The 12,403-nt window shown below is 70.2% G+C and carries 11 protein-coding genes and 4 pseudogenes; 10 read left to right on the top strand and 5 right to left on the bottom strand.

Annotated features, from left to right (window positions below; all coding sequences use genetic code 11):
• Window positions 1-316 precede the first annotated feature (316 nt).
• Window positions 317-682: a gas vesicle structural protein GvpA gene (locus ACH4VX_RS23025; protein WP_398369633.1), complete on the top strand. Its 366-nt coding sequence runs from the start codon at window positions 317-319 to the stop codon at window positions 680-682.
• Between the two features lie 268 nt (window positions 683-950).
• Here ACH4VX_RS23025 and ACH4VX_RS23020 read toward each other — a convergent pair whose 3' ends face one another.
• On the bottom strand, window positions 951-1,478 hold the full coding sequence (locus ACH4VX_RS23020) for a hypothetical protein (protein ID WP_398369632.1): 528 nt from the start codon (window positions 1,476-1,478) through the stop codon (window positions 951-953).
• A 997-nt stretch (window positions 1,479-2,475) separates the two neighbouring features.
• On the opposite strand from ACH4VX_RS23020, the gene ACH4VX_RS23015 reads away from it, so the two are divergent.
• Complete coding sequence (locus tag ACH4VX_RS23015; RefSeq protein ID WP_398369630.1) at window positions 2,476-2,928, top strand: carboxypeptidase regulatory-like domain-containing protein; 453 nt, start codon at window positions 2,476-2,478, stop codon at window positions 2,926-2,928.
• Window positions 2,929-3,134: 206 nt separating this feature from the next.
• A pseudogene (locus tag ACH4VX_RS23010) lies at window positions 3,135-3,380 on the top strand (Tn3 family transposase); the annotation flags it as partial.
• A 14-nt stretch (window positions 3,381-3,394) separates the two neighbouring features.
• On the opposite strand, the gene ACH4VX_RS23005 reads toward ACH4VX_RS23010, so the two are convergent.
• Window positions 3,395-4,138, bottom strand: coding sequence for an AraC family transcriptional regulator (locus ACH4VX_RS23005; protein WP_398369629.1), 744 nt, complete (start codon window positions 4,136-4,138; stop codon window positions 3,395-3,397).
• Between the two features lie 54 nt (window positions 4,139-4,192).
• Here ACH4VX_RS23005 and ACH4VX_RS23000 point away from each other — a divergent pair, with 54 nt between their 5' ends.
• Complete coding sequence (locus ACH4VX_RS23000) at window positions 4,193-5,404, top strand: MFS transporter (protein WP_398369874.1); 1,212 nt, start codon at window positions 4,193-4,195, stop codon at window positions 5,402-5,404.
• A 193-nt stretch (window positions 5,405-5,597) separates the two neighbouring features.
• On the opposite strand, the gene ACH4VX_RS22995 is transcribed toward ACH4VX_RS23000, so the two are convergent.
• Window positions 5,598-6,209, bottom strand: coding sequence for a dihydrofolate reductase family protein (locus tag ACH4VX_RS22995; RefSeq protein WP_398369627.1), 612 nt, complete (start codon window positions 6,207-6,209; stop codon window positions 5,598-5,600).
• Window positions 6,210-6,944: 735 nt separating this feature from the next.
• On the opposite strand from ACH4VX_RS22995, the gene ACH4VX_RS22990 reads away from it, so the two are divergent.
• The 5 genes and pseudogenes from ACH4VX_RS22990 (at window position 6,945) to ACH4VX_RS22970 (ending at window position 11,334) form a co-directional block, all read left to right on the top strand.
• Complete coding sequence (locus ACH4VX_RS22990) at window positions 6,945-7,277, top strand: hypothetical protein (protein ID WP_398369626.1); 333 nt, start codon at window positions 6,945-6,947, stop codon at window positions 7,275-7,277.
• A gap of 25 nt (window positions 7,278-7,302) precedes the next feature.
• Window positions 7,303-7,851 carry a TetR/AcrR family transcriptional regulator gene (locus ACH4VX_RS22985; RefSeq protein WP_398369624.1) on the top strand — a complete coding sequence of 183 codons (549 nt, stop codon included), beginning with the start codon at window positions 7,303-7,305 and terminating at the stop codon, window positions 7,849-7,851.
• A 26-nt stretch (window positions 7,852-7,877) separates the two neighbouring features.
• Entirely contained in the window at window positions 7,878-10,046 is a 2,169-nt protein-coding gene (locus tag ACH4VX_RS22980) for an MMPL family transporter (protein WP_398369623.1), read from the top strand.
• A 429-nt stretch (window positions 10,047-10,475) separates the two neighbouring features.
• Window positions 10,476-10,754: pseudogene (locus ACH4VX_RS22975) on the top strand (DDE-type integrase/transposase/recombinase); the annotation flags it as partial.
• 97 nt (window positions 10,755-10,851) lie between these two features.
• The gene (locus ACH4VX_RS22970; RefSeq protein ID WP_398369622.1) at window positions 10,852-11,334 is read left to right on the top strand and encodes a GNAT family N-acetyltransferase; all 483 of its coding nucleotides are present in this window, start codon (window positions 10,852-10,854) and stop codon (window positions 11,332-11,334) included.
• Between the two features lie 9 nt (window positions 11,335-11,343).
• On the opposite strand, the pseudogene ACH4VX_RS22965 reads toward ACH4VX_RS22970, so the two are convergent.
• A pseudogene (locus ACH4VX_RS22965) lies at window positions 11,344-11,465 on the bottom strand (IS5/IS1182 family transposase); the annotation flags it as partial.
• Between the two features lie 267 nt (window positions 11,466-11,732).
• Between ACH4VX_RS22965 and ACH4VX_RS22960 the strand changes: the two are divergent.
• Complete coding sequence (locus ACH4VX_RS22960; RefSeq protein ID WP_398369621.1) at window positions 11,733-11,975, top strand: DUF5302 domain-containing protein; 243 nt, start codon at window positions 11,733-11,735, stop codon at window positions 11,973-11,975.
• A 197-nt stretch (window positions 11,976-12,172) separates the two neighbouring features.
• Here the strand turns inward: ACH4VX_RS22960 and ACH4VX_RS22955 are convergent.
• Window positions 12,173-12,262 (bottom strand): annotated as a pseudogene (locus ACH4VX_RS22955) (transposase); the annotation flags it as partial.
• Window positions 12,263-12,403 lie beyond the last annotated feature (141 nt).

The raw sequence follows: 12,403 nt of genomic DNA, 5'->3' as shown, positions 1-12,403 counted from the left end.
CCGGCCTTGACGGCCGGGGTGTTGCACCGGGCTTCCTGCGGTAACGGCCGGCTATGACCGTGCCATCACCACTGGCTGCCCCGGGTGATGGAGAGGTTTCCAGGGGCCGGACAGGTGTCGCAGGGCGTAAGTATGCGGTTACGGGTTATCTGAGGCGTATGACGGGGCGGTTGCCCGAGAGGGGAAATGTCGGCTGTCCAGCAGCCAGGAGCCACGGGCCATTTCGGGACTGCCGCCACGTTTCCGAATTCCGGCGGCCGGATGTGAAGGGAAACTCCGGACGGGACCACAGGGGACGAGTAAGGGGCTGATCGCGATGACTGTGATGGCGCAGCAGGGCAGTGGGGGAGGCTCCAGCGGTCTGTACGACGTGCTGGAGTTGATTCTCGACCGAGGGCTGGTGATCGACGCGTTCGTGCGGGTCTCCCTGGTCGGTATCGAGATACTCAAGATCGACGTTCGGATCGTGGTGGCCAGTGTCGATACCTACTTGCGCTTCGCCGAGGCGTGCAACCGTCTCGATCTGGAGGCGGGACCACGCAAGCCGGCCGGGCTGGTCGAACTCCCGGGACGGATCAACGAGTCGGGGGCTCGGGGTGTGACCAAGGGAGTCTTGTCCGGTGCCGCGCAGACGATCTCTGATGCTTTCCAGCAGGCCCGCGACCAGGCACGGCAGAAATAGGGCGGTGCGCGCAGGGGATGAGAGGTACGGCGGGGAGCCCGCGCTGGCGTCCCCGAGCGCCCGCTGGACCTCGACGTGCCGCTGGAGCAGGGGCGCGCGGCGGCGTGCCGGCCGCTTGCGGCACGTTGTCCTGTCAGGAGGAACTGACCTTCGTGCACGGCTTGGAGCGCGTCGCTCATCGGCTTGAAGTCTGTTCCGGTCCCAGCGGGTTCCTGCGGGCCGAGTGCCAGGTCGCGGGCCTCGAAGCGGTCATCCGGCCGAGTCAAGATCACGTCGATGAGCAGCTCGCTTCGACGCCGCTGTCGACGAACGAGTCGATGTTGATGGAGTACCCGGCCCCGGTGGTGAGGTCGGGGCGGCTTCCGTGGCCGTCCTCCGCGAGGCGTTGAGGGGTGAGGAAGACGATCTGCAGGATCGTCCCCTCTCTGGCGAAGCACAAGTCGTCGGGCAGGGATTCGGGGGCCCGGTGCCAGCCGTCCCGTACCGCCGCCGTCCGGTAATGTGCGGCCACTTCGGCCTGCGTGCCGGGGAAGGCGTACGTCCGGCCGGCGTACACCGAGACATCACCGCTGTCCGCCCAGCAGCCGGCGTCGACCCTCTCGAACCCCTGGGCGACGGTGGCCCCGGCAGGCCGGGAGTCGAGTATGTCGAGCGCCGCCAGCTCCTTCACCCGGTTGTCGGTCCCCTCGCAGTCCCTGGTGAGTTCCAGCAGCGCGCAGCCGGTGAGCGTTCCGGCCGCGAGCGCGATCGTCAGGAGCAGGGGTATCGGGCGGGTGGTACCTGTCCGCAGAGGCAAAGCGGGCTCCAGGGTGAAGGCCGGGGCGGGAGGAGGGGACCCGCCGGACTGGATGGTTGTCCGTGCTCGCTCCGGAGCGGCACCGCCCAGTTCTACCAAGCAGCCGTCACTCCCGCATCGTTCCTGATGCGGGCGTGACATCGTGGCGACACCTCCCAGGACGTGTGTCGGAAGCGGATCCCGAATGTGAGTTGATCTCGGTTCGTGTTTGAAGACACGGGGTCGTGGCCGCGAGGTACGACAAGCTCGCGGTCCGCGACGAGGCGATCGTCCTCGTCGCGGCTGTCAATGAGTGGCTGTGACCAGCGCATTCGGTACACGCTCTTGGGTGCTGAACGAGAAGCCCGCCGAACTTCTCCTGAGATGGGGCTCGTTGATCGCCCTGATCAGAACATCGTGCAGGTGCGGGGTGTTTTCGGCGGTCGGACGGCGTCGTTGCTCAGTCGCCGTCGAAGCCGCCGGAGTCCACGTCGGCGCCGTCTCGGCTGTCCCCCAGTCGGACACGCCCGAGGGCCCGACCGCTTCGCGGCGTCGCGTCCTCACCTTGTCGGAAAGGACCGTCCCGGTGATCAAGCCCGCTGTACAGGACGGTCGAACATGCGCCGCCCCCGTGTGTGGGTACTGTCCCGGGCTTGAATCATGCCCACGTCAGGGAAGTCGTAGATGAGGGAGACCGGACGGCGGAGCGGGGTCGGGGCCCGGAGGACGAGAGCGACGAGGACCGAGCCGTCCATAGGGCCGGATCGCCGAACCCGGCACTTCTTCGAGGTGGTGCGCCTCGACGGACGGAGCGGCGCCGGACTCAAGATCCACCAAGTGGATCCATGCTGCTCACAGCCTCGCCTATTTGACAGCAGGCTTCGCTGGTGTGCCCGAGTCCTTGTCGTGTACGAACCCTGAGCCGGGCGGAGTCGCGTACGACTGGCGGCAGCGACAGGGCGCACACAGACTGGATACAGAGGGCCTCCAGCGGTAGTCCGACCAGGAGGAGACTCAGGTGTTCGGGCACGTGCGAGCAATTTCCGACAGCAGTCCGATCTTCATGATCAGGGTCAGTGTCCATGGCGGTGATCTGACTGAGATCGATCACGTCTTCACCGACGAAGAGGGCCGCTACAGCGTGGCGATCGCCGCAGGCGAAACGGTCACCGTTCGGTTCGACACCCACCACTCGCTCACCAACGCCGAGGACTGGCAGCCGTCGGTGGTCGCGAACGCGATCACCAGCGACGAGACCCCCCTGGACCGCTGCCTGCTTCCAACAGGTCAGGATTTCGGCGCAGCGTCGAACATGGACGCTCTGAACGGGTTCGTGATCGCGGCGGCAGTGGGTGAGGGCGAGGAGTACGCCGCCACAGCGGTGAGACGCCTTGCGATGCTCAAACAACCGAACCCGGTGCTCCAGGGGCTCGAACAAAGGCTTCTCGACCACTTCAGCGAACCGACGTGAACTCGTGCACGGTAGGCGGTGAGGTCTCGGGCTCCTGATCATCGAGCATGGCCGTGTGGTGGGGGACGCGTCTCGTACGGCGGTCACCAGCGATCGGAGGATCGCGGGTCCGTCGACCGACGTGATCGCTGAACTCGCCACCGGAATGGGCCCGTTGTGGTAGGAACGGCACCAGGTCAGGCGTGCCTCCAGTGTTCGGCCGCGAGGGCAGTGCCACCCCGCCGGGTGCCGCGTCGGCCGAGTACGGGCGCATCGGCAAGACCGTGCTCCTGCCCGCCCTGGTCGACCCGGTCGACGACACCCGCCGGAGGCTGATGAATCGGCAACTCACCGTGCAGGAGTCCCGTCACCGGTTCGCGGGCGCCGTCTGCCACGGCGGCCGGGGCCGGATCCGCCAGGCGTACCGCGAGGGCCGGGAGGGTCGGTTCGCCGCCCTCGGGCCGGCCCTGGATGATCCGCGAGCCGGTCAGCCCGTCGGGTGGGAGCCCGGCGTGTGGCCGAAGGTGCGTCGGAAGACGTCGATGAACGCGCTGGCCGACGACCAGCCGCACCGGTGCGCCACCGCGGTCACCGGTTCCTTCTCGGCCAGCAGGACCAAGGCGTGCTGGAGCCGCAGTTGGGTGCGCCACTGGGGGAAGGTCATGCCGAGGTCACTGCGGAAGAGCCGGGAGAGGGTGCGGCCGCTCGCGCCGACCTGGCGGCCCAGCTCGGGGAGGGTGCGGCTGTCTGCCGGAGCGGCCTGCAGGATCTCGCACAGCGCGCGCAGCGGGGGTGAGGCAGGCGTGGGCAGGTACAGCGGTTGCTGGGGGGAGGCCCGCAGCTGGTCGAGCAGCACAGCGCGCAACCGTGTCCGCTCGGGGCTGTCGTCGTCGGGGGCACGGGTGTAGGCGATGATCAGTTCACGCAGTAGCGGCCCCACGGCGAGCACGGTGGGGACGTCCAGGCCGAGCGGGTTGTCGGCGGCGAGCAGCCCCACCAGGTGCAGTTCGAGTTCCCCGTGGGCCCGGTGGGCGTGGACGATGCCGGCCGGTACCCAGATGGCGCGGGTGGCCGGGGCGACCCAGGAACCCGCGCTGGTGGTGACGGCCAGTACGCCCCGGCCGGCGTAGACGATCTGGTGGTCGTCGTGCCGGTGGGAGTCGATTTCGCCGCCGGGCGCCAGCAGTTGGGTGCGCGTGGGGGCGACCGACGTGTGGCGGATATCCGTCATTGTTCGGCAGTTTATCGGAAGCACGACACGCGGGTGACTCCGGACCATGGCGGGGTGCGAAGGAATACCTCGATCACTCTGCTGTCCGTCGGGCACGCTTGCGTCGACGTCTACCAGGGCGCGGTGGCGTCCCTGGTCCCGTTCTTCGTCGCTGAGCGGGCCTACAGCTACGCGACCGTCTCCGGGATGGTGCTGGCCGCCTCTTTGCTGTCGTCGGTGGTACAGCCGGTGTTCGGCGTACTGACCGACCGCCGGGCGATGCCCTGGCTGCTGCCGGTCAGCACGCTGCTGGGCGGTGTGGGCATCGCGCTGAGCGGGGTGAGCGGCTCGTACGGTCTTCTCCTGTTGTCCGTGGCGGTTTCCGGGGTCGGTGTGGCCGCCTACCACCCCGAGTCCGCGCGGATCGCGCGGTTCGCCGGCCGGGGCAGCCACAGTGCCATGGGCTGGTTCTCGACGGGCGGCAATGTCGGTTTCGCCCTGGCGCCGCTCATGGTCGGCGCGGTGGTGGGGGCCGGCGGGCTACGCCTGACGCCGCTGCTGGTGCTGCCGGCGCTCGTGGGCAGCGTGCTGTGCCTGCCGGTGCTGCGCGCGCTGGGGCGGCGGCAGGCCGCCGGGGGCAGCGCGGCGGCGCCGCCCGGAGAAGACGACCGGACGTCGTTCGTGAAGCTGTCACTGGCCGTGGCGTGCCGCTCGATCGTCTTCGTGGGGCTGAGTGCGTTCATCTCGCTGTACGCCAGGCAGCGCATGGGTGACAGCGCCACAGCCGGCACCGTGGCTCTGTTCGTGCTCTACCTCGGCGGCGCGGTCGGCTCTGTGCTGGGCGGCACACTGGCGGGCCGCTGGGGCCGGGTCGCAGTCGCCCGATGGGCGTACCTCGTCTCGACCGGAACGGTCGCGGGTGTGGTGTTCGTACCCGGTCCGGCCATGTACCTGTTCGTGGCCCTGACCTCGGTCGGCCTGTATGTCCCCTTCTCGCTCCAGGTCACGCTCGGCCAGGACTACCTGCCCTCACGGGTCGGCACCGCCAGCGGGATCACGCTTGGTCTCGCCGTCAGTGTCGGTGGCCTGATCAGTCCCGTCATCGGCAGCCTCGCCGACGCAACGTCGCTGCGGACCGCGCTGACACCGTTGATTCTGATGCCGTCGGTGTGCTGGCTGCTGTTCCGCGCGCTGCCCGAACCCCCCGCACCGCACCACGGAACTCCTCCGGATTCGCGGACGGACGATACGGATGCCCCACCGGCCCCCGCCCGCCCGGCTCGCTAAGAGCAAGGTCCGCTGCGACAACCTCGAGGCCGCCGTCGCCCGGGTACGCGGGCCGAGCCGGGCGAGGGCGGAGGCCGACCGCAACCAGTGACCACGGGGCCTTTGCCGGCTGGATGATCAATTGCCTGGGGCCGGCGGATCCTCGGGAGGATCTCGAGTCCGGCGATCCGTTTCGACCAGTCCGGTCCTGCGGCTACGCGTCGGCCCCGTACGTCCCGTACTGCGGGCTGCCCGTCGACTCGTAGACGTGCACCGCAATCCCGCTCGGCGTCGTCTCGCTGTGCAGCAGGCGCAGGCCGGCCGGGGCACCGCCGTCCGGGAACAGGCGCCGTCCGCCGCCCACGACCACCGGGGCGATCGCGAGCCGCAGCTCGTCGACCAGGCCGGCGGCCAGCAGGGACCGGCCGAGCCGGGCGCTGCCGTGGATCTGGAGCTCACGGCCGGGCTGCCGCTTCAGTTCGGCGACCCGGGCGGGGATGTCGCCGGACAGGATCGTGGTCGGCTCCCACCCGGCCTTGGTCAGGCTCTGGGAGGCGACGTATTTCGGCGAACCGTTCAGAATGCGGGCGTTGGGGTGGTCGGTCATCTCCGGCCAGTCCCGAGCGAAGTTCTCGTACGTACGGCGGCCGAACAGGAACGCGTCCGCCTTGCCGAGCCAGCCGGCGGCCACCCGGTCGAACGTCCCGTCCAGGTGTGGTACGAACCAGCCGCCCCGGGTGAACCCGTCGCTGGTGTCCTCGTCCGGGGAACCGGGCCCCTGGGAGACGCCGTCCAGCGACAGGAACTCCTGCAGTACCAACCTCATCGCGCACCACTTCTCTCTCGGGCAAGCGGACATTCGTCCCCGCCCTTTCAGACTTCGTGACGTACGGAAACTCATCGATCCCCGCGCGGCGCGTCCTCGGCCGGCCAACGTGTTTTCCGTCCGCCCCTTACCCGAGGTGCGACCACGGCGTGGAGCGCCGGCGCCGGCGGTGAGAGCCGAAACGCCAACGCCTTCGCGCGGTAAGCGGGATTGCTGAGGTGTCGGCTCCGACGGTACCGGCCGGTCCGTGGGGGAGTCGGCAGGCTTCGGTTCGTACGGGCAGAGCAGCGTGTAAGAGCCCTCCTGCGGCTGCGAGGCCCCGCGGACCAGGAGGCAGCGGTCGTGGCGGACGCGGAGGGATCTCCGTCCCGTGCGCGACACGGGCCCGAGGTCAGACTCGACGCTGCCCACCAGACCTTCCGCGGTGTCCGCGAAGGCCCGGCTCGTCGCGCACACGCTGCCCCGGTGGTTGAGCCGCTCCATGCGGGTGACCGGTCTGCCCAGGACGGTCTCGAACCAGGCGGTGCACCGCTCGGCGAACGGCTCCCGCAGTCCGGCCAAGGGGTCCTGTTCGAACCAGTCGGCACGGACCCCGTAGGCGGACTCGGGTCTGCGCCGACTGCTGACGGAGGCCACCCGCGTGCAGGAGCGGGCCGGCGACTTGCTGAGCGGCGCCGGTACGGCCGCGGACATGAGGGCATCCGTGCACTCGGCCACGCAGGCCGCACGGCCGTCATGGACGCCTGGAGGTCATGGACCGGGTTCCTGCTGACCTGCGCGGTCGACGTCGGCCCGATCTTCGGCCCGGTGGTGCTGGTCGGCCCCCTCGGCGAAGGCGCTCCGCTGCTCGTCCGGCTCAACCCGCTCACCAATGTCCTTGTCCGCAGCCTCATCCGGCCCCTGATGAGCACCATCTGGCGCGGCAAGGCGCCGGAGACGTGGCGAGCCGCCCCGCACCGCCGTGCTCTCCGAGGGCCGGCGGAGCCGACCGTGTGCGTCCCGTACAAGTCCCGGGCGGGAAGAGTGACGCAAGCCATGGCGACATGCTGTCCGATCGGTCAGAACTGACCGATCGGACAGCTATGGTGGGGGCATGGCACGCTCCGCCTCCGCCATGCGCGGTCAGATCCTGGAGTCGGCACTGCGACTGTTCGCCGTGCACGGCTTCCGCGGCACCTCGTTGCAGGACATCGCCTCCGACGCGGGCTGTTCGAAGGCGTCACTCCTCTACCACTTCGCCGGCAAGGAAAAGATCCTCACCGAGTTGCTGACGCCGGCCCAGGACGCCCTCTCCGCACTGCTCGACCGCGTGGCCGGGCTGGAGGGCGGCCGGCTGGTGGAGGAGACCGTCATCGGGTACGTCGACCTGACGCTGCGGTTCCGCCGCGAGATCCGGCTTCTCTTCGAGGACATCGCCGAGATGTCCTGCCACCAGGACCTCAACGTCATGGAGTTGGCGGACGGGCTGCTGGACGCGCTGGCAGGCCGCTCACAGCACCCGCCGGCCCGGGTGGCGGCGTGGATGGTGCTGGGCGCCGTCTTCATCACGGGCGCCACCGACGACGAGGTGGCGCCGGACGAGGTGCTGCGCGCCGAAATGATCCGCAGTGCGCTGCGGACGCTTGACCACACCCCCGGTTGACCCCCTAACGGAAAGACTTCTTCTCCATGGCGACCTTGCTGTACCGGCTCGGGCGGTTCTCCTTCCGCAGAAGAGGCCGAATAGCCGCGGTCTGGCTGCTCCTGCTGACCCTGCTGGGTGTCGGAGCCGCCACCCTGATGGGCCCGACCAGCGACAAGTTCTCCATGCCGGGCACCGAGTCCCAGCGGGCACTGGACGACCTCGAGCGACAGTTCCCGCAGGCCGGCGGAGCCACCGGCGCCGTCGTCGTCGCCGCGCCCGAGGGCGAGAAGCTGGACCCCGCCGCGGTGGCACCCCTGGTGAAGGAGGCCTCCGGGATCGACGGCGTCACCGCCGCCATGGACCCGTTCCAGGCCGGCTCCGTCTCCCGGGACGGCCGCTACGCCCTGATCCAGGTGCAGTTCGACAAGGCCGCCGACGAGGTCACCGACGAGCAGAAGTCGGCCTACGAGGCCGTCGGCGCCGACGCCGAGGGCCTGCGGGTCGAGCACGGCGGCGAGGTCATGGGCGGTGAGGTGGAGATCGGCTCCACCGAGGCGCTCGGCGTCCTGGTCGCCGCGGTGGTCCTGGTCGTCACCTTCGGCTCGCTGGTCGCCGCCGGCATGACCCTGCTGAACGCGCTGATCGGCGTCGCGGTCGGCATGGCCGGCCTCTTCTCCCTGACCGGTGCCATCGAACTGACCTCCACCGCGCCCGTCCTGGCGCTGATGCTGGGCCTGGCCGTCGGCATCGACTACTCGCTCTTCATCACCTCCCGCTACCGCCAGTACCTCGCCGAGGGCCTCCGGCCCGAGGAGGCCGCCGGCCGCGCGACCGGCACCGCCGGCTCCGCCGTCGTCTTCGCCGGTGCCACCGTCGTCATCGCCCTGGCCGGCCTCTCCGTCGTCGGCATCCCCTTCCTGAGTGTGATGGGCCTGGCCGCGGCGGGCACCGTCGCCGTCGCCGTGCTGGTCGCCCTCACCCTGCTGCCGGCCTTCCTCTCCTTCGCCGGCAACAAGATCCTGCCGCGCAAGCAGCGCCACGCGGACGGGCACACCGCCGAGGACGGCACCGTCGCCGAGAGCTTCGGCTTCGCCTGGGGCCGGCTCGTCGCCAAGCTGCGCGTCCCGTTCCTGATCGTCGGCATCCTCGGGCTGGGCGCGCTCACCCTCCCCGCCCAGGACATGCGCATAGCCCTGCCGGACGCGGGCACCGCCGCCGAGGGCTCCCCCGCACGTGAGGCGTACGACCTGACGTCCGAGGGCTTCGGCGAGGGCTTCAACGGCCGTCTCGTCGCCGTCGTCAACGGTGGGGACGCGCAGTCCACCGGGGCGGCCGCCGAGAAGGCCACCGCCCTCATCAAGGACACCGACGGCATCCTGACAGTGGCCCCGCCGCAGCTGAACGAACAGGGCACCACCGCCCTGCTGACCATCATCCCCGAGGCCGGCCCGACCGCCGTCGCCACCGAGGACGCCGTCCACGACATCCGCGACCGGGTCGCGGACATCGAGGGCGCCGACATCGCCCTCACCGGCGCGACCGCCCTGGGCATCGACGTCTCGGAGAAGCTCGCCGACGCCCTGCCGGTGTACCTGCTCCTGGTGGTGGGCCTGTCCATCCTGCTGCTCATGCTGGTCTTCCGGTCGGTCCTGGTACCACTGAAAGCAGCCCTGGGCTTCCTGCTCACCGTGGGCGCGACCTTCGGCATCACCGTCGCCATCTTCCAGGAGGGGCACCTCGCCGGCCTGGTGGGCGTCGACACCCCCGGCCCGCTGGTGAGCTTCCTGCCGATCCTGCTCATCGGCATCCTGTTCGGCCTCGCCATGGACTACGAGGTCTTCCTCGTCTCCCGCATGCGCGAGGACTTCGTCCACGGAGCCGACCCGCAGGCGGCCATGATCAGCGGCATGGGTCACAACGCCCGCGTCGTCACGGCCGCCGCGCTCATCATGACGTCCGTGTTCGGAGGCTTCGTCCTGATGGACGACCCGATCATCAAATCCATCGGGTTCGCCCTCGCCGTCGGCGTGGTCATCGACGCCTTCGTCGTCCGCATGGTGCTGGTCCCGGCGGTGATGTCGCTGCTCGGCCGTGCCGCCTGGTGGCTACCCGGGCCCGTCGACAAGGTCCTGCCCGACCTCGACATCGAGGGCGAGAAGCTGAACCGGCAGCTGGCCGCGAAGACGCGCGAGGAGACCCCCGTCCCGGTCTGACCCGCGCACCGGATCGCAGCTCGGAGGACGGGACCCGCACAGCGGTCCCGTCCTCCCCGTTGTCCTCACCCTTTCTCGGCGGCGTCGCCCGGGTGCGCTCACCGGCCGGCCCGCACGCGGACTGCCTGGAGCCGGTCGTCCGCCGCTTCTCCGAGTGCCGCCGAGGTCAGGCACCGGCGAGGACGTGGCGTCCCCGTTCGTCGAGTCCGGCCACGCGCCGCAGGTCACGGGCCCCAAAGCGCGCGAGGTCGCTGCGCATGCGGGAGAGTGCCTTTCGGGTCCCGGACGCAGCGGACACCGCCCATGCGGTCGACGGCCCGGTGCCAGGTGGCGCACGCCTGCTCGACGCCGCCTCGTTTCGCCTCGTTCGAGGTGCGTCCGCGCGCCCGCGACCAGGCTCCGGAGTGACAAGTGACAACGCGTGCGTGGGTGTCCGCCGCCCGGCGCTTCTTCGGTCGACCGATGACGAAGCGCGCGATCCCACGGGTGGTCGTCACGGACAGGCTCCGCTCCTGCGGCGCCGCCCATCGCGAGGTCATGCCCTCCGCCGAGCACCAGCGGTCGAGGTGCCTCGACAACCGGGCGGAGAACAGCCACCGGCCCACCCGCCGGCGTGAACGCGCGATGAAGGGCTTCCGCCCGGCCGGCGGGGCGCAGCGGTCCCTGTCCGCGTCCAGCGGTATCCCACTGCGCTTCCGGCCCCGGCGGCCGCCATGGCCGGCGGGCACCACACCCGGTACACCCCACGGCGGCTCCGTCGTCCCACCCACCACACGGGCTTTTACGGATACGTAATACTCTCCATATGAAGTCGAGCATTACGCCCGCGCGTGACGCGATCGCCGTACGACGGGCCGTCGCCCGGGACGCCAAGCGGCTCACGCGGCTCGTGCGCGGCTCGCGCGCCTACGAGGGCCAGTACGCGGCGATGGTCGCAGGCTACCGCGTCGGCCCCGACTACATCGAAGCCCACAAGGTCTTAGTGGCCGTCGACACCGATGATCCCGCGGGCCGGGTGCTCGGTTTCTACTCGCTGGTTCTCGTACCGCCGGAGCTGGACCTGCTCTTCGTCGCCGACGGGGCGCAGGGACGCGGCATCGGGCGGTTGCTCGTCGAGCACATGAAGGCCGAGGCGCGGGCGGCGGGGCTGGACCGTGTCCGCGTGGTGTCGCATCCTCCGGCCGAGGGGTTCTACCGCAGGGTGGGTGCGCTGCCCACCGGGACCGCCTGCGCGAACCCGCCCGCGGTGGCGTGGGACCGGCCCGAGCTGGAGTTCTTGATTCCGTGAGCTCTTCCGGCGTTGCCGCTCCAGGGTGAGGACGGCTGAGGCGATCGACGTCATTGGATTCGGGCTGCATCGGGCCTTGCGAGGACCAGCCAGGGCTTCAGGCGGACTACATCGTGTTCCACCGGTGCCCGCCGTTACGCCGACCCTCGCCCGGGAACACCGGGGGCACCCGGTGGGAGAGGACCCGCCGACTTGTCCGGCCGTCCGCGCACGTGACGATCCGCGCACCCCGGCTCACCCGCTGATGGACGCCGGGCTGCTGCGCGGCCGGCTGTCCGCGCTCACGCTTCGCGGCGCTGCCATGGAGCCGCCGTGGCCGGCGTCGCCGGATATGGGCGGCCCGCGCCGTGCCCGGCATGACAAGCTGTGCTTTCACTGCCCGACCCCAGGAGGTCACCATGACTGCAGATTCTCCCTCGCAAGAAGGTTCGGAGACGGCTGACACCGAGAGCGGCGCCCTGGTGCCTGACGATGACGGCCAGTACGACCTGAAGGGCAAGTTCCGGGAGGCCCTGGCGCGCAAGCGGGACAAGCAGGCGCAGGCCGCGGCCCTCGCTGCGAACACCGATGCGTCGAAGGTCCGCGGCACGCACGGCCCGGCTGCGAGCCAGCGGTCGTTCCGACGGAAGAGCGGCGGCTGAGTTCGAACCGCCGCTGGACGGGACCCGGCGAGACACCGTCCGGCCGCCTTGCCGGTGATGCCGAGCCGGGTCCCACCGGGTGGCAGAGGCGACTGTCCGCTGTCTCGCCCACCAAGCGGGTATGGCCGAGGACGCCGTAGTGTGCGGCAGTTGTCGCATCTGCTCCGCCCGCCGCCGCCCCCTGTCCGGTGGCGAGGGCGGGCGGCGGGCTGCTCGTCGAGGAAGTGTCCGCGGGCCTTGACCGCCCGCCGGATACGGGCGTTCACCGGCTCGATCGCATTCGTGGTGCGGACGATCGAGCGGATCGACAGGTTGCACAGCGGCCTGAGCGTCCAGCCCTGACGTGTCTTCCCTTCCAGCGCCGTGACCGAGAAGCTTCACCGGGGTCAGGAACTACCGTTCGTCATTGGCGGAGCCAGATGGCAGTG

This window comes from Streptomyces sp. NPDC020731 (genome assembly GCF_044334705.1).
Taxonomy (GTDB): domain Bacteria; phylum Actinomycetota; class Actinomycetes; order Streptomycetales; family Streptomycetaceae; genus Streptomyces.
This window is presented reverse-complemented; position numbering and strand designations above follow the sequence as displayed.